Here is a 17355-nt window from a genome sequence, read left to right as displayed (position 1 = left end):
AAACGAAGCGTCGCCAGCCAATGCTCCGGCGGCGCTTTGCGATCGACCCGATAAATCAGTAAAGTCGGCTCATGGCGACCAGCGACGGGCGAATGCTTTTTCCACCCTTCCGATCCACACTGAAAAGTGTTAGAATTATTCACTCAAATTCGTGAAATAATTAGGAGCTAATCCTAATTATTGTGCCTTAATGATCGTTTTGGACGCATCTTTAGAATTAAATTTCTGCGATCAATAGAACATCAACCAGTTCACGGATACGGAAAATGAAATTCGCTCAGATCATCGCTACTGCAGGCATCATTCAGGCAGCTCTCTTCACCGGCGCAATGGCCGGAGAAAATCTCGACGCCATCAAGTCGGCGGGCGTTCTGAAGATTGGCACCGAAGGCACCTATGCGCCTTTCACCTATCACGACAAGGACAACAAACTTGTCGGCTTCGACGTGGAAATCGGTGAAGCCGTGGCTGCCAAGCTCGGCGTCAAGCCGGAATTCGTCGAAGGCAAGTGGGACGGCCTGATCGCCGGTCTTGATGTCAACCGTTACGATGCCGTTATCAATCAGGTAGGCATCACCGAAGAGCGCAAGAAGAAATTCAACTTCTCCAACCCGTATATCGTTTCAAAGGTCGTTCTGATCGTCAATGACAAGAACGACACGATCAAGGGTTTCGCGGATCTCAAGGGTAAGAAGTCTGCACAGTCGCTTACCAGCAATTACGGCAAGCTCGCCAAGGAAGCCGGTGCCGAACTCGTGGCCACCGACGGTTTCGACCAGTCGATCCAGCTCGTTCTGACAGGGCGCGCCGATGCGACGCTCAATGACAGCCTGTCCTTCCTCGACTTCAAAAAGCATCAGCCGAAAGCTCCGGTCAAGATCGCCGCCGAGAAGGAAAACGCTGACGCTTCAGGCATCATCGTTCGCAAGGGCGACGACGATCTCGTCGCCGCAATCAACAAGGCGCTGGACGACATCAAGGCCGACGGCACCTACGACAAAATCGCGCAGAAATATTTCGGTCAGGACGTTTCCAAGTAAGCGTCCTTCTAGGCTCATGCAGCAAAGCCGGAAGCTAATTCCGGCTTTGTTTTATTGTGATCGTGAAAAACTATTCCCAAGACATAAGTGCCAGACCGTATAAGATAACATTGCGCAGGTTCACCAGCGCAAGTTCATTTCAGTCTGACTTTATGCATTGTTGAGGAGCCGAAAAAGTGCCCGATTGGCTTCAACTGATGGCGGAATCCCTACCCACTCTTTTGTGGGCTGGATTGATCTTCACCATTCCACTCACCCTTTTGTCCTTTGCTTTCGGCCTCACATTGGGACTCCTGACTGCACTCGTGCGATTGTTTGCCCCGCTCTGGGTTTCATCTATTGCACGTTTCTATGTCTGGATATTCCGCGGCACACCACTGCTCGTGCAGTTGTTCGTCATATTTTACGGTCTGCCAAGCGCAGGCATCTATCTCGATGCATTTCCCGCAGCGGTGATTGGTTTCACACTCAGTGTCGGTGCTTATAGTTCTGAGATAATCCGTGCCGTCATCTCCGCCGTTCCTAAAGGTCAATGGGAAGCAGCATATTCGATCGGCATGAGCTGGCGTCAGGCTCTCGCCCGTACGATTCTGCCGCAAGCAGCCCGTACAGCAGTGCCGCCACTTTCCAATTCCTTCATTTCACTGGTGAAGGACACTTCGCTCGCCGCCGCCATCACAGTGCCGGAGCTTTTCCAATCCGCACAGCGCATCGTCGCGACCACTTATGAGCCTCTTATCCTCTATATCGAAGCAGCCTTGATTTATCTGGTGATGAGCTCCGTTCTCTCGGCGCTACAAGTGCGACTTGAAAGGCGCTTCGGACGTTATGGCGGCACGCTGGAGACAAACGCATGATCGAGCTACAGCACATTGTAAAACGTTTTGATGATGCGGTTATTCTCAACGATATCAACGTTGCGATTGCGGAGGGTACGGTAACGGCACTTGTCGGCCCGTCCGGTGGCGGCAAGAGTACCTTGCTGCGTTGCATAAACCTGCTTGAGATTCCGACGTCGGGCACTCTCGTTCTAGGCGGTCAGAGCCTCAGCTTCGAGCCGGGTCGCAAGCCAAGCTGGCAGGCGATCCAGTCTATCCGCCGCCAAACGGGCATGGTGTTTCAGAACTTCCAGCTCTTTCCGCACCAGACCGCTATCCAGAATGTGATGGAAGGTCTTGTTACGGTCCTGAAATGGAATAAGGACAAGGCAAAAGAGCGTGCGATGGAACTGCTTACAAAAGTGGGTATGGCGCACAAGGCGGATGCCTGGCCTTCAACGCTTTCCGGCGGACAGCAGCAGCGCATCGCCATTGCGCGAGCGTTGGCCCCCTCACCTCGTGTGCTATTATGCGACGAACCCACCTCGGCACTTGATCCCGAGCTCGCCTCTGAAGTCGTTGATGTTCTGAGCAAACTCGCCAAGGAAGGCACCACCATGGTGATTGCAACGCATGATCTGCGGCTCGCTTCCAAGATTGCGAAGAACGTCGTGTTTCTCGAGTCTGGCAATATCGTTGAAACAGGCTCTGCACATGACGTCTTTACGCGCCCGAAACGGGATCGTACCAGGCAGTTTGTGGCAACCATCAATGCCGCGCATACTTACGACATCTAGGCTGGAGAAATAATCCATACCAGAAGGCTTTCGCCAACAGCGAAAGCCCTCCAATGCGTCGTTGGCTCAAATTTCATACGTGCTTTCAAAATTTTCCCGCAGCTCCCGGCAGCCTGCCCCTTGGTAAAACACAAAACCACTGTTACATTATGCACAACGTAGAAATTGAAGCGCCTTGCTTGCGTCCTCACCGGTTCGCGCGGCGCCATAAGGACAAGAACCTTGAAGAACCCCGACGAGCGCACCGCCGAAATGGTGCATCAAGGGGCGTCCGGTGGACAATCGGGTCATTCACAAGCCCGGAATCCGACCGATAACGGCAAACGCAGACCGCGCAAAAAAGCCGTTGCAGATATCGGCAATGCTCGTAGTGCATCCGATTCAGGACGCTCAAAACCGCAGGACGAGACCGAAGGCACAGGCTCGCAGAGCCAGCGCAAGCGTGCGCGTCGTCGTCGGCGTGGCAAGTCTGTGTCCGGTGTGGAAGCTTCTGCGCAAAAGCCAGCCACAACTGAAGCAGAAAACAACCAACAGCGATCATCCAGTAAGATCTCGAATCGCCGCCGCCGTGCTCGTAAGAAGAAGCAGTCGCGGCAGCAGGATGGACAGACATCCCTGACAGCAGAAGTAGCCGTCAAGGCGCCGCATAATGCCGCCCGTGTGGATAACCCGCACACTTCGATTCAGAACAAGCGAAAAGGTGGCAATGGGCAGACCTCCCGTGCCGTCCACGGTCCGCACCACGAAAAGGGCGATGCTCCGCTTTACGCAGCTTTGGATCTCGGCACCAATAATTGCCGTCTGCTAGTTGCATCGCCGACCAGACCGGGTCAATTTCGCGTTGTGGATGCGTTTTCGCGCATCGTTCGGCTGGGTGAAGGCTTGAGTGCGACGGGCCAACTCAGCGACAATGCAATGGACCGCGCCGTCGAAGCGCTGAAGATCTGTCGTGACAAGCTGGCAGGCAAAAAGATCAGACGGTCGAGGCTGATTGCGACGGAGGCCTGCCGTTCGGCAGCGAATGGCGAGGCGTTTCTCGCGCGTGTTTATGCTGAAACCGGGCTTGAACTGGAGATTGTGGACCGGCAAACCGAAGCCCGGCTGGCCGTCTCTGGCTGCGGTACGCTGGTTACCCGCGAGACGGACGCCGTCGTGCTGTTCGATATCGGTGGCGGCTCTTCCGAAATTGCATTGATCGATGTTTCCCGCCGCCGGTCTCCGCGTCTGGCTGAGCATATCATGGCATGGACATCCCTCCCTGTCGGCGTTGTGACACTGGCGGAGCGGTTCGGCGGACGCAATGTTACGCAGGAAAACTACGATTCCATGGTTTCTCATGTGACCGATCTGCTTGCACAGTTTGCCGAACGTCAATGCCTCGGAAGTCTGACTGCCAGTCCGCGCTTTCATCTGCTGGGTACTTCCGGAACAGTTACGACGCTGGCAGGAATTCATCTCGGTCTCGATCGTTACGATCGGCGGCGGGTCGACGGTATGTGGATGGGCGCCGACGATGTGACACAGATGACCACTCGTCTTCTATCGTGGGATTTTGAAGCCCGTGTAGCGAACCCGTGTATTGGCGCGGATCGCGCCGATCTGGTATTGGCAGGCTGTGCTATTCTTGATGCTATACGCAAAGTGTGGCCCAGCGAGAAACTACTCGTTGCCGATCGCGGTCTGCGCGAGGGCATTTTGACCGAACTGATGTCGCGCGATGGCGCATGGCGGCACAATCGCGCGACAGGCGCTAAAAACAGGCACTGATAATGAGCAAGGCTGGCGGAAACAAAGGTGGAGTAAAAACTGGTGGTCGCGGCGGTGCGGGATCCAGCAATCTGCAGGTACGCGTGAAGAAGAAGGCGGGTACGATCAAGGAATCGTCGCGCCGCTGGCTGCAGCGCCATCTCAACGATCCCTATGTGCACAAATCCAGGCAGGACGGATATCGATCGCGCGCAGCTTACAAGCTCATTGAAATCAACGACCGTTACAACCTGCTCAAGAAGGGTCAGAAGATTATTGATCTCGGTGCTGCGCCTGGTGGATGGTCGCAGATTGCTGCCAAGATCGTCGGTTCAACCGACGAGACGCCGCACGTCGTCGGCATCGACTATCTTCACGTGGATCCCCTGCCCGGTGTCATCCTGTTGGAAATGGATTTTCTCGACGATGAAGCGCCGCAGAAATTGATGGATGCTCTCGGCGACAAGCCCGATCTTGTCATTTCCGATATGGCTGCCCCCACGACAGGTCACCGCAGGACTGACCATCTGCGCACCGTGCATTTATGCGAAGTCGCTGCTGATTTTGCCATCTCGGTTCTGAAGCCGGGCGGACATTTTCTCACCAAGACGTTCCAGGGCGGCACCGAAAATGAGCTCCTGGCACTGCTCAAGCAGAAATTCCGCTCCGTGCATCACGTAAAGCCACCGGCATCCCGTGCGGAATCCGTCGAGCTTTATCTGCTTGCCCGCGATTTCAAAGGCTGACGCTTATTTTCCGGCAGAGGTGTTCGTGGCCTCTACCGATGCATGCGCCTTGCTGTGGTGTTTCACAACAGTGGGTGCAGCAAGCTCCTTGCCTGCATCCGGTGCAAGGCGTGCAAACCAGAAAAAAGCCAAAGCCGAAACACCAGCAACGACAAAGAAGCCGATGTGGAAGTCCACCAGCGCAAGATGGGCTCCGCGAAGCGACGTGCTGATTTCAAGAATACCGCCTGCCAGTGCCACGCCGATAGCAATGGAAACCTGCTGGGCAACGGCGGTAATAGGAGTCGCCTGACTGGTCTTTTCATCAGGGATTTCGGCAAAAGCCAGCGCATTGACACCAGTGAAAAACAAAGAGCGCGCAAAGCCCCCTACCAGCAGAAATCCAATGATAATCCAATAAGGTGTGGTCGGCGTGAACAGGCCGTTGATGGCAATGAAACAGGCCGAGATCAGGGATCCAGCCATCAGAGCGCGTCGAAACCCCACACGGACAAAGATACGCTTTGCACCGAATTTCATGCTGATAGCACCAATCGCCGAAACGAAAGTCATCATTCCGGACTGAAACGGTGTGAGACCGAAACCCAACTGAAACATCAATGGCAACAGAAATGGGATCGCACCGATCCCGAACCGAAAGATGCTGCCGCCAATGACCGCGGAGCGGAATACCTGATTATCGAAAAGTTTCAGGTTCAGCAGAGGATCGTCGACCCTCCTCGCATGTTGAAGATACAGAACCGTACAGATAATGCCGATTGCAAGGGTCGTGAACCCGACTGCTGGCGGCAAGGCCGGAAGGCTGACCACCGACAGTCCGAAGACAACACCCGACATCGCAATCCCGGAAAGGAAAAAGCCCGTCCAATCAAGACGTTTGACAATGCGTTCATCAGTGTCCGGCAGGAATCGGGTTGCAAACCAGATACCAACGAGACCAATCGGTACATTGATCAGGAAAATCCAGTGCCATGTCAGGAAAGTTGTGATGAAGCCACCAACCGGTGGACCGACAAGCGGTCCAACCATTGCTGGAATCGTCAGCCATGCCATAGCCGACACAAGTTCACTGCGCGGGGTTGAACGGATAAGAACAAGACGGCCGACTGGCGTCATCATCGCGCCGCCCATTCCCTGCAAGAAGCGAGCAACAACGAAAGCGGCCAACGAATTCGAGGCGGCACAAGCAACAGAACCAACCACAAATACAGCTATTGCCGTCCGGAAGACATTCTTGGCGCCGAAACGATCCGCCATCCAACCGCTGACAGGAATGAAAACCGCGAGCGCAACAAGGTAAGCCGTCAATGCCAGCTTGAGTGCAATGGGGCTGGTACCGATGTCAGCAGCGATAGCGGGAAGCGACGTCGAGATGACGTTCGAATCCATCTGCTCCATGAACAGGGCTATAGCTAATACGAGAGGAATGATGCGATTCACGGTAATATTCCGAAAGAACGGATATGAAAGAGCCGACAATTCTATGTAGCGCTAAACTGATTTTTGCTAGCCATAACGACGTCACATTGCAGTGAATGTGCGATAAAATCAGTAATTTATCGCGATTTTGATCCAACAGGTGTTCCGTCAGCAAAAAGGGACCGATTCCCTCACGCCAGATTTCACTCATTCACATTTGCGTAAAACAGGGTTGCGCTTCCCGTAACAGCTTGTTACATTTCGTTACAGTTTCACGAGGCTTCGAACCGGGTGGGGGGCCGCTCCGGTTCAAGGAGGTAGGAAATGAACGATATTACAAGAACCGCCATCATCTATGGGATGATGATCATTTCACTCAACACTGCGCTTGCAGTCGGCCTTCTCGGGCTGGATTTCCTGCATTAAAGCGTGCCCCTAAACAAAGTTTTTTGCCCTCCAGGCATATATGAAAAAGAGCGCTTCCATTGGTTTGGAAGCGCTCTTTTCGTTTCGTACAATTACCCAGCGCATTAGCGAAGACCGCACTATACGCTTGATGGTCAAAGAATCCGACCTTCGCTGGTCGGATCAAAAAAGACTGACTTGTCCAAATTGAAAGCGAGCCGGGCGGGTTGCCCTGCCGCGATGCGGGCATCTGCTCGCAATCGCGCCACGACATGCTTGCCGCCCAAACGCGTAACCGCAAACGTATCTGATCCTGCCGGTTCGACAACATCGATCAGGCAATCCCCCTCCACAATCGCCTCAGCATTGCGATCAGCTCCGTCGGGATCGGTAAGCGCTTCGGGGCGGATACCGAAAACCACATCCTTGTTGTCATAGGCAGCCAAACCCTTCGGGGCGTTTTTCAACGGCAACTTCAGCACATCGCCCTCACCTCGTCCAAGATCGATGGCGTAACCTGAGCCGTCCTTTTCAACCCGAACGGTCAACAGGTTCATTGCCGGAGATCCCATGAAATCTGCAACGAACATGTTGGACGGATTGTTATAAATCTCCGCGGGTGTACCAAACTGTTGCAAGATTCCATCCTTCAGAACGGCGATCTTGGTTGCCAGGGTCATTGCCTCGATCTGATCGTGAGTTACGTAGACGATCGTGGTTTTCATCCGGCTGTGCAGCCGTTTAATTTCAGTGCGCATGTCGACACGCAATTTGGCATCGAGATTGGAAAGTGGTTCGTCGAACAGGAAAACCTGCGGATTGCGCACCAAAGCGCGCCCCATGGCCACACGCTGGCGTTGGCCACCGGAAAGCTGGCTCGGCTTGCGATCCAGCAGATGACCAATCTGCAGGATATCGGCAACTTCCTGAATAGACTTATCACGCTCCGCCTTGGGCACTTTACGAATTTCCATGCCAAAAGCGATATTTCCTGCAACCGTCATATTCGGATAAAGCGCATAGGATTGGAAAACCATCGCAATATCGCGCTGGGACGGATGCAACCCGGAAACAGACTTTCCATTGATGGCGATATCCCCGGACGTGATTGGTTCGAGCCCGGCGATAGTGTTCAACAATGTCGACTTTCCGCAGCCAGACGGGCCAACGAGGACGAGAAAACCACCCTCATCGATCTCGATATTGATATCCTTCAAAACCGGAACGTTGCCATAGGACTTATAGAGGTCGGATATTTTCAGAAAAGACATTTGCAACTTATCCCTTAACGGCACCGGACATTAGGCCACGTACGAAATAGCGACCGGAAACGATGTAGACGATCAGCGTCGGCAGAGCCGCCAAAATAGCGCCTGCGAAATGCACATTGTATTCTTTGACGCCAGTGGAAGAGGAAACGAGGTTATTGAGCGCTACGGTCATAGGCGTCGAATGCGCACCGGAGAACGAAGCACCGAACAGAAAGTCGTTCCAGATATTGGTGAACTGCCAGATCACGGACACAACGATGATCGGCCCTGAAGACGGTAGCAAAATGCGCGAGAATATCTGGAAGAAGCTCGCCCCGTCTATCTGGGCCGCCCGCACCAGTTCTGTCGGAAAAGCCTCATAATAGTTGCGGAAATAGAGCGTCGTGAAACCGATACCATAGACCACATGTACGAGGATCAGCCCCCAAATCGTACCGGCAATGCCCAAAAAACCAAGAACACGCGCCATCGGAATGAGTACGATCTGGAACGGGATAAAACACGACAGCAGCAGCAAACCGAAAAAGATATTCGATCCGCGGAATTGCCATTTGGTCAATACATAGCCGTTCAATGCGCCGACGATGGTCGAGATAGCAACGGCTGGAACGACCATCAGGATCGAATTGATAAAGAACGGCTTCAGCCCGGTAGGCTGCACTCCGATCTGTGCTGTCGACCACGCGGATAGCCACGGCTCGATTGTCCATTGCTGTGGCAAGTTCAACATGCCGCCCTGACGGATTTCATCCAGTGGTTTGAACGAGTTAACCAGCATCACATAAAGCGGCAACAAATAGTAGAAAGCAAAGAGCAACAGCGCCGTGTAGATCAGCACACGTGTCAGTTTTCCGCTATTGATAGCATTGTCTTGCGACTGGGCGCTCATGACCGCGACCCTCCGCGAATTTCAGAGTAAAGATAAGGAATGATGATCGAGAAGATCATCGCCAGCATGACGATCGCCGACGACGCGCCAATACCCATCTGGTTCCGCGTGAACGTGTAGGAGTACATGAAAGTTGCAGGCAGTTCGGTTGCCTGCCCCGGCCCCCCGCCGGTCAGTGCGATAACAAGATCGTATGCCTTAATTGCCAGATGAGCGAGAACCACGAAAGCAGACAGGAATACCGGTCGCATTAGCGGGATGATGATGCGGCGATAGATCGTTCCTGTCGAAGCTCCATCGATCTGGGCCGCCTTGATAATCTCGTTGTCGACACCACGCAGCCCCGCAAGAAACATCGCCATCACAAATCCGGATGATTGCCATACGGCAGCAATCACCAGACAGTATATCGCCATGGTATTGCTCTTGATCCAGTTAAAGGAGAAACTCTCCCAACCCCACAGATGCATTGTGTTTTCCAAGCCGATACCAGGATCGAGAAACCACTTCCATGCTGTTCCGGTCACGATGAAAGACAGCGCCATCGGATAGAGATAGATCGGGCGCAGAACGCCCTCACCGCGAATCTTCTGATCAAGAAGAATCGCAAGAAACAGCCCGATAACCGAACAGATAATGATGTAGAGCGACGCAAAAATTGCCAGATTGGTGATTGCCCGCCACCAGTGGGGCAAAGCCCATAGTTTGGCATAATTCGTGAGCCCGACGAAGCCGTAGGACGGCAGCATTCGGCTATTGGTTAGCGAGAGAACGCCAGTGTAAATGATGAAACCGTAGACAAACACGAGCACTATCAAAAAGCTCGGCGCTAGAACCAGCTTTGGCACCAGTTCCTGTATTCGGCTGTTACGCTGCATATTTGCGTCACCTTGTTTACGCCGCCCGGCCTTATGCCAATTATCAGGCTAAGCTCCAGACATCTGTTTGATCGGCATTCTGGCGCATCTGCAAGAAATGCGACAGAATGCACTTAATAAGTTTAATTCCCTGCAATTTCCGATGGAAACATGCAGACCCTCATGAGGCAATTGTGTTTTGATTTCTGGCCGCAGTTGCCAGCACTTTAAAATGCGCCCTCACATTCGGGCGCCAAGTGCAAATAGCGTCCGGGAAAGACCCGGACGCTATTTTTAACGTTACTTCGCAGCCTCAACGGCCGACACTAGTTCCTTGACAGCATCTTCCGAAGAGAGCTGACCGTTGAACTGGCGTGTTACAACGTCATAGATGGCGTTCTTGACAGCCGCCGGGTTGGCGTAACCATGTGCCATGGAGCCCAGCATCGTGCCCTTTTCGCTTGCTTCCTTTTCGTCAGCGATTGCCTTCTTGCCGCAGGCATCGAAGTCGGTATCAGGCACATCGGTACGAGCCGGCGCGGAGCCCTTCACCACATTAAAGGCCGACTGGAAAGTCGGGCTTTCAATCGCCGATGCCATTTCAAGCTGTGCCGGAATCTTGTCTTCCGAAACCTTGAACATGGCGAACATGTCGGAATTGAAGGTGATGGCGCCCTGCGTAGCTGGATAGCGCATGCAGACGAAGTCTTCACCGGGCTTCTTGCCAGCCTTGATAAATTCGCCCTTCGCCCAATCGCCCATGAACTGAAGACCGGCCTTGCCTTCAATAACCATAGCGGAAGCAAGGTTCCAGTCCCGACCGGAGAAGTTGTCATCAACATAAGACCGCAGCTTCGTCATCCGGTCGAAAGCCTGCTTCATCGTATCGCTGCCGAGGGTCTCGGGGTCAAGATCAATGAAAGCCTTCTTGTAGAAGTCCGTACCGAAAGAAAGGACGACAGCATCAAAAATCGTTGCGTCTTGCCACGGCTGGCCTCCATGAGCGACCGGCGTGATGCCTTGTTCCTTGAACTTATCGAGCAGAGCAATCAGTTCATCCCAGTTGGCAGGCTCCTTACCACCTGCCTTGTCGAGCGCTGCCTTGTTGATCCACATCCAGTTGGTGGAGTGAACATTGACAGGAGCCGCGATCCAGTGACCGTCATACTTGGCAAATTCCTGCAACGGAGCTGGAATAACTTTTTCCCAGCCTTCTTTGCTTGCGACCTCATCGAGATTGCCAAGAGCACCTTGCTCCGCCCAATCACGAATATCGAAGCCGAGCATCTGCACCGCCGTCGGCGCGTTGCCAGCCGTGACGCGTGCGCGCAGTACCGTCATGGCTTCGGTACCGCCGCCACCGGCAACCGGCATATCGGTCCAAGTGATGCCTTTCTTTTCAAGATCCTTCTTGAGGACGTCGAGCGCGGCGGCTTCACCACCTGCTGTCCACCAGTGTAGAACTTCAACATTCTGCTTATCCTGCGCGTTGGCAACAGGGGCCATTCCGGCGAGTAAAGCACAGGCGGCCGTACCCATCGCAGCGAGCTTCAAAAGTTTATGCATGTCTACCTCCCGTAGAAACAAACGAAACTAAAACTATCGGATACCCGGCCAAGCTTCTGCTTATGCATGGTAATCCGTGTCGTCACTCTCATCCACGCCTCCTCGGCACAGATGCGGAACCGGCTGCAGGCTGCAGCACGCAGCCCGGTCCTCCTATTCACTGCCGCAATACGATGCGAAAGCTTTCGCTTTCACCTGCGCCCCGGCCATCCCTTACGACGTTGTTCCTGAAATCCTCCATTCCACTCTTACGTCGCTTTTCCCCAATTGACAACGTTGTCTTTTACGGAAGCGAACCACCCACAAGACAAGATGTAGAACACAGGATAGGCTCAAACCCCGCCACGGTGTCAATATCTCTCATAGGATAAAACGAGCGAAATTTAATCGATTAAAACTGTAGCCAGAGTTAACATCCTGAAAAGACATTAGAAATGAAAGCATTACCTCTTTGAAGGAACGCGATCTGCTGCACATCCTGCTCAAGCGATTGCCTGAGATCCTGAAGCCAAACTGAAATATCGGAAGCAGAAAATTCCCTCTCCGCACTGGACAAGTTTTGGACAAGGGCATAGTTTCGCGCCGCTCGCATAATAGTGTGCGAGTTTGTTCTCGGGGCGGGGTGAAACTCCCCACCGGCGGTATGAAGCGTAAGCTTCGAGCCCGCGAGCGCCTGCATGGAAGCCGATTCGGCTTCAGTTCAGGGTCAGCAGATCCGGTGAGATGCCGGAGCCGACGGTTAAAGTCCGGATGGAAGAGAGCGATTGAGCGTCAGGATTGTGCCATTCAGGTACTGTCTTTGCGTTCTTTTGTGCGCCCTGATTCTAGTTTCGTGAGGAACCTATGAACCAGAGCTATCCGAACAAGACGTCATTCAAGATTGCATTCATTCAGGCTCGTTGGCACGCCGATATTGTCGACGAATCCCGCAAGAGCTTTATCGCAGAATTGTCTGCGAAGGCCGGTACAAACGTTGAAGTCGATATCTTCGACGTTCCGGGTGCCTATGAAATCCCCCTTCATGCCAAAACCCTCGCAAAGACTGGTCAGTATGCGGCCATCGTCGGCGCGGCCTTCGTAGTGGATGGCGGTATCTATCGGCACGATTTCGTGGCAACCGCTGTTATCAACGGCATGATGCAAGCTAGTCTCGAAACTGAAGTTCCAGTACTCAGCGTCGTCCTGACGCCACATCATTTCCACGAAAGCAAAGAACACCACGACTTCTTTCATGCGCACTTCAAAGTGAAGGGTGAGGAAGCGGCGAACGCGGTATTACAGATCGTTGGCGAGCGTAGCCGTATTGCGACCCTCGTATAAGGATGGGCTGACCGGCCTCGCAGAAGGCCGGTCATTCTCCGGCGATGCGGTCCTCGTGGGCATAGATGTCGAACTCATCTCCCCGTACCAATGCAACAAGCGTCAGATTAGCTTCTTCGGCAGTTCGAATGGCGAGAGCCGTTGGCGCGGAAATAGCCGCCAGAACAAACGTGCCGAACATAACAGCTTTCTGTACCATTTCGACCGAGACGCGACTGGTGATCGCAACGATACCGTCTTGTGGTGAAGCGCCTATACGCGAGACAGCGCCGACAAGTTTATCCAGTGCATTGTGGCGCCCGACATCCTCGCGTACAGCAATAAGCCCCTCGCCCGGCACATAGAAACCTGCGGCGTGAACTGCATGGGTTTGAGCATTCAGCTCCTGCCTTTCCGCAAGAGATTTAACGGCCATCGAAATATCATGAGAGGTGAATTTTCCACCGTCTCGATCCAGTACCCCAAGTGGCCGCAAGGCGTGATCGATTGAATCTATCCCACAAAGTCCACAACCGACAGGTCCGGCCATAAATCTGCGTCGCGCGGCAAGCCTCTGCTCCGGGCGCTCAGACAGCCTGATCTGCACGTCGATACCTTTCTCAAAGGCTACGACCTCTATCGCTTCTATCTCGGAAATATGGTCCACGATATTCTCGGTAAGCGTGAAGCCGATCGCGAAATCTTCAAGATTGTCAGGGGTAGCCATCATCACAGCTTGTGTTGAACCGTTATAGCTTACCGCCACGGGCACTTCTTCCGGCACCATGCGCGTGCCTTTGTGAAAGCTCGATACACGATGCGCGAGACGTGTAGCACTTTGGCTAACCTTGTGGATCGTCATCTTAATCGCTCGCCTGTCATCGCATCCATTCTCCCAACAGTTTCATGTGGCATGAAAACAACTTTAATGTAAGTTGCCACCGGACAAGCCGTCGCAATTTGAACGGCAAGTGAGGAAAATATGGAAATTCGCCAGGTAGACGACAATTATTCGGTTTCGGGCCAGATCGAGCCCGACGATATACGCGATATTGCGGCGGAGGGATTTCGAACGATTATCTGCAATCGACCAGATGGCGAAGGCGGGGCCGAACAACCCGAGTTTAGCGAAATTGCACGTGTCGCCGAAAAAGCGGGACTTGCAACTTATTACATCCCGGTTGTCGGCGGACAATTGACGCAAGAAGATGTAGATGCAATGGCAGCGGCGCTCGATGAAGCTGAAGGCCCCATTCTGGGCTACTGCCGGTCAGGTGCCCGATCTACGAATATTTACGGGATCGTGCAGCAGCAAAAGCGCGCATAAAGAACGAGCGCAGGCTATAGGGGCGGTGAAGCCGCAAAGGCATTTCGATGGTCTTTGCAAACATGGCGATCACCGTCCTGAAAGTCGGGTGCGGCCCGAATGTACGCTGCGTGATGTATGGGCACAATACTGGCGATAGTAGCTCATACCGGTACGCGTAACCGTCGCAACCACGCCGCCAAGAACGAGAAGCCAGCCAATGGCCTGCGGCCAGTTGAAGCTTTCAATCCCTCCGCTCAGCGCGACAATGAAAATACCAGCCCAGAGCAGTGCGGCCGTACGTCGCCAGAAAACCGGATTGAGCTCGTCAAACACGGCCTTCCACAATGAGTGAACAAGGCAGGCAAAGAAAAGGGCAGCAGCCAGCCCGATATTGAGCAACTCGACCGGAAGCCATTGTTGCGAAGTAAGCATTGTTTCCATCATCCACTTAACCAAGCTTAAGATCGAAGAAATCCATCACTGGGTTTGTCTCACGATCCGAAATACTGTTACTGTTCGTCCTATTCAGCTTTCGCTTTGTGGCCGCAACGTGTTACAAGCATGGAAAGCTCCTCCGAATAAATTCACTTATTATTGCGATCACGCGAAATATCGTGTTGAAAACGTTGCTCTATTCGTAATGTCCCGGCACCTCGAACACCGCGCAACCCCTTCCAAAGACTAGGAAATTTTCGGTTTTCGCTCGTTGACATATTCCTGCAACACAGCACTTACAGTCGCATAAAATAACAGATTTGTAACAATTTGGCACAGCAAAGAGCCCTCGAAAACACCGAGGTCGAGCAGTTATTCACAAGCACAACATTTTTTATCTCGCCTTTACTTGCCCGCCACCCTTTTTGCTGGGAGACTTCGAAGAAGGATCCACAGAAGCTGGTGCGTTCGCCGGACGACCGAAGAGGAAACCCTGAACCTGCTCGCAACCCTCTTCGATCACCATCCTATGCTGATCAAAGGTTTCTATACCCTCAGCTACGACGGGCAGGTCGAGGCTCCGACCCAATCCAACAATGGCTCGCACAATAGCTCTCGCACTACCATCGGTTTCCATACTGGTAATGAAGCTGCGGTCTATCTTGATCTTGTCGAATGGAAAACTCTGAAGATTGCTAAGCGATGAGTAACCGGTGCCAAAATCGTCCATAACGATGCGAACACCCTGCTTCTTCATTCGTCGCAACAGTTCGAGTGTCGTCAATCGATCCTTCATCAAGGCAGATTCCGTTACTTCCAATTCCAGTCTCGCTGGATCGAGACCGGTCTCTGCAAGAACCGAACTGACCGTATCCGGCAGATTGACCAGACGGAACTGCACAGGTGACAGATTGACCGCAATAGTCAGATGGTTTTCCCATCCGGCCGCCGTGCGACAAGCTTCGCGCAGAACCCACTCGCCCAGCGCCACAATTGTCCCTGTTTCTTCGGCGATAGGGATGAAGACCTCAGGTGGTATCTGGCCGCGTTCTGGATGGCTCCAGCGAACCAGAGCTTCATAGCCCGTGCAGCTTCCATCGGCAGTCGCGAACAATGGTTGATAGGCAATACCGATCTGCCCACGGACCAACGCATGGCGCAAATCTGCCTCCATTTGGCGACGCTCTCGAATCTCCCGATCCATTTCCGGTGAATAGAACGCAACCGTACCACGTCCCTCGGTCTTTGCCCGATAAAGCGCAATGTCTGCCGCGTGTCTGATTGCTTCAGCGTCCTTCCCATCGTTCGGATATATCGCAACGCCAATGCTGACGCCGACAGCAGTCGGATCGAGCACTGTATTCAGTTCCGACCGGAAAGTGTCCAGAATTTTGTCGGAGAGTTTCCGCGCACCTTTGGGCTGCGGCACACCGACTTGCAGAATAATGAACTCGTCGCCGCCGATCCGCGCAGCCGTGTCTATACCGTTAATAGCTCGCTTCAGGATGCTGGACACGGTTTTCAGCACCCGGTCGCCTTCGGCGTGGCCGAAAATGTCGTTCACAGCCTTGAACCGGTCCAGATCGAGCGCCAGCACGGCGAAAGGCTCGCGACTGCAGCGCGCTACAGCATTCGCAAGACGCTCCTCAAAGAACATGCGGTTGGGCAAACCCGTGAGCGCGTCGTGCCGTGCCATATGTTCGATCTGGCGCAGGGCCGCACGCTTCTCTGTAAGATCACGGACGGCCAAAACCTCACACGGACGCCCCTGATACTCGATCGTATGAACCGCAAGTTCAAAGATCCGCTCATCGTTTGGAAACCGGGGCGCAGCTTCAATTGCTTCAACACGCGGAGCGCAAACTGGAAGCCCGTCAGCCGCCAGTAAAAGAGTATCCGGCGTAACACCGACAAGCGCCTTTTCACTGCGCCGCAGGAGATCGGAAAACCGAGCATTCATTTCGACTATTCCGCCATCACGGATAACAGCCAGTCCGTCTAATGTGGCGTTCGCAAAGCCTTTCAGGTCCGTCATGTAACGATCTACGAATACAGCAACCGTTGTCGTCAGCGCTACGATGCAGACAACTGCTGCTATGGCTCCGATCAACCACAGACGCCCGATACCGAGTGGATCGGCTGCTGGAAGGGTAGGGTTCGGAACGAGTTCAGTTGACGCAACCGCTGTAAAATGGAGCGTGCAAACAGCCAGTATTCCTCCAACAGTCGGAAGCAAAATGCGCATCCATCCGGAAGCATTCGTCACAAGCCAGAACGCAGCCAATAGAAGCATAACCGATGTTATACTGCCGACCACAATCGGTGGAAAATCATAGTGGACATCGGCCGCCGCCTTGATCGCACTCATACCTGTGAAATGCATTGCTGCAATCGATAACGTCGCTGAAATGGCAACGATCAGAGCGTGTTTGAATGTTGCCCCGTTGAGAAGACGCAGGCTTATCCAAAAGCCGAGCACAGCTATCGCGGCCGAAAGAACGGTGCTTGTGACATCGAACTCGATTGCCACAGTACCGCTATAAGCGAGCATGGCCACGAAATGGGTTGCCCATACGCCCAGTCCGCCCGCGAACGCACTGATTGCTAGCCAATTGTCGCGGCGGCTTTCCGTGCATTCCCGCGCGCGGACAAGCAACAGAAAAAAAGCGAACATGCTCGCGAATGAAATGGACGCTGCCAAGACCACAAAAGGCTGATCATGTTGTACTGTGACGCATTCCAGGACTTTAAACATGCC

At 53.4% G+C, this 17355-nt stretch carries 15 protein-coding genes and 1 riboswitch; of the genes, 7 read left to right on the top strand and 8 right to left on the bottom strand.

The window, feature by feature from the left end; genetic code table 11:
- The first annotated feature begins 266 nt into the window (after positions 1-266).
- From FIB18_RS01230 to FIB18_RS01210, 5 genes are all read left to right on the top strand, one after another.
- Entirely contained in the window at positions 267-1040 is a 774-nt protein-coding gene (locus tag FIB18_RS01230; protein ID WP_140019016.1) for an amino acid ABC transporter substrate-binding protein, read from the top strand.
- Between the two features lie 176 nt (positions 1041-1216).
- A complete protein-coding gene (locus tag FIB18_RS01225; protein ID WP_140019015.1) occupies positions 1217-1897 on the top strand; it encodes an ABC transporter permease subunit in 681 nt (226 codons plus the stop codon).
- Complete coding sequence (locus FIB18_RS01220) at positions 1894-2655, top strand: amino acid ABC transporter ATP-binding protein (protein WP_140019014.1); 762 nt, start codon at positions 1894-1896, stop codon at positions 2653-2655. The genes FIB18_RS01225 and FIB18_RS01220 overlap by 4 nt, the downstream gene beginning before the upstream one ends.
- 222 nt (positions 2656-2877) lie before the next feature.
- Positions 2878-4422, top strand: a complete 1545-nt coding sequence (locus FIB18_RS01215; RefSeq protein ID WP_140019013.1) for a Ppx/GppA phosphatase family protein — start codon at positions 2878-2880, stop codon at positions 4420-4422.
- Positions 4423-4424: 2 nt separating this feature from the next.
- Entirely contained in the window at positions 4425-5147 is a 723-nt protein-coding gene (locus FIB18_RS01210; RefSeq protein ID WP_140019012.1) for an RlmE family RNA methyltransferase, read from the top strand.
- 3 nt (positions 5148-5150) lie between these two features.
- Here FIB18_RS01210 and FIB18_RS01205 read toward each other — a convergent pair whose 3' ends face one another.
- The 5 genes from FIB18_RS01205 to FIB18_RS01185 all read right to left on the bottom strand — a co-directional run bounded on the left by FIB18_RS01205 (position 5151) and on the right by FIB18_RS01185 (position 11554).
- Positions 5151-6587 carry a DHA2 family efflux MFS transporter permease subunit gene (locus FIB18_RS01205; RefSeq protein WP_140019011.1) on the bottom strand — a complete coding sequence of 479 codons (1437 nt, stop codon included), beginning with the start codon at positions 6585-6587 and terminating at the stop codon, positions 5151-5153.
- Positions 6588-7126: 539 nt separating this feature from the next.
- The gene (locus tag FIB18_RS01200) at positions 7127-8242 is read right to left on the bottom strand and encodes an ABC transporter ATP-binding protein (protein WP_140019010.1); all 1116 of its coding nucleotides are present in this window, start codon (positions 8240-8242) and stop codon (positions 7127-7129) included.
- Between the two features lie 7 nt (positions 8243-8249).
- Complete coding sequence (locus FIB18_RS01195; RefSeq protein ID WP_140019009.1) at positions 8250-9131, bottom strand: carbohydrate ABC transporter permease; 882 nt, start codon at positions 9129-9131, stop codon at positions 8250-8252.
- On the bottom strand, positions 9128-10009 hold the full coding sequence (locus tag FIB18_RS01190) for a carbohydrate ABC transporter permease (RefSeq protein ID WP_140019008.1): 882 nt from the start codon (positions 10007-10009) through the stop codon (positions 9128-9130). The genes FIB18_RS01195 and FIB18_RS01190 overlap by 4 nt, the downstream gene beginning before the upstream one ends.
- A gap of 279 nt (positions 10010-10288) precedes the next feature.
- The gene (locus FIB18_RS01185; RefSeq protein WP_140019007.1) at positions 10289-11554 is read right to left on the bottom strand and encodes an ABC transporter substrate-binding protein; all 1266 of its coding nucleotides are present in this window, start codon (positions 11552-11554) and stop codon (positions 10289-10291) included.
- 604 nt (positions 11555-12158) lie between these two features.
- Positions 12159-12320: riboswitch (FMN riboswitch) on the top strand.
- Between the two features lie 77 nt (positions 12321-12397).
- On the opposite strand from FIB18_RS01185, the gene FIB18_RS01180 reads away from it, so the two are divergent.
- A complete protein-coding gene (locus tag FIB18_RS01180) occupies positions 12398-12874 on the top strand; it encodes a 6,7-dimethyl-8-ribityllumazine synthase (RefSeq protein ID WP_140019006.1) in 477 nt (158 codons plus the stop codon).
- A 31-nt stretch (positions 12875-12905) separates the two neighbouring features.
- On the opposite strand, the gene fdhD is transcribed toward FIB18_RS01180, so the two are convergent.
- Positions 12906-13715, bottom strand: a complete 810-nt coding sequence (gene fdhD / locus FIB18_RS01175) for a formate dehydrogenase accessory sulfurtransferase FdhD (protein ID WP_140019005.1) — start codon at positions 13713-13715, stop codon at positions 12906-12908.
- A 120-nt stretch (positions 13716-13835) separates the two neighbouring features.
- On the opposite strand from fdhD, the gene FIB18_RS01170 reads away from it, so the two are divergent.
- Positions 13836-14180 carry a TIGR01244 family sulfur transferase gene (locus tag FIB18_RS01170; RefSeq protein WP_140019004.1) on the top strand — a complete coding sequence of 115 codons (345 nt, stop codon included), beginning with the start codon at positions 13836-13838 and terminating at the stop codon, positions 14178-14180.
- Between the two features lie 69 nt (positions 14181-14249).
- On the opposite strand, the gene FIB18_RS01165 is transcribed toward FIB18_RS01170, so the two are convergent.
- Positions 14250-14594, bottom strand: a complete 345-nt coding sequence (locus FIB18_RS01165) for a hypothetical protein (protein WP_140019003.1) — start codon at positions 14592-14594, stop codon at positions 14250-14252.
- A gap of 397 nt (positions 14595-14991) precedes the next feature.
- A complete protein-coding gene (locus tag FIB18_RS01160) occupies positions 14992-17352 on the bottom strand; it encodes a bifunctional diguanylate cyclase/phosphodiesterase (RefSeq protein WP_140019002.1) in 2361 nt (786 codons plus the stop codon).
- Positions 17353-17355: the final 3 nt, after the last annotated feature.

Origin of the sequence: Brucella pecoris, assembly GCF_006376675.1 — a bacterium.
In the GTDB taxonomy this organism is placed as follows: Bacteria; Pseudomonadota; Alphaproteobacteria; order Rhizobiales; family Rhizobiaceae; genus Brucella; species Brucella pecoris.
Note: the sequence above shows the minus strand (reverse complement) of the source record. Positions and strands in the feature narration are given on the sequence as shown.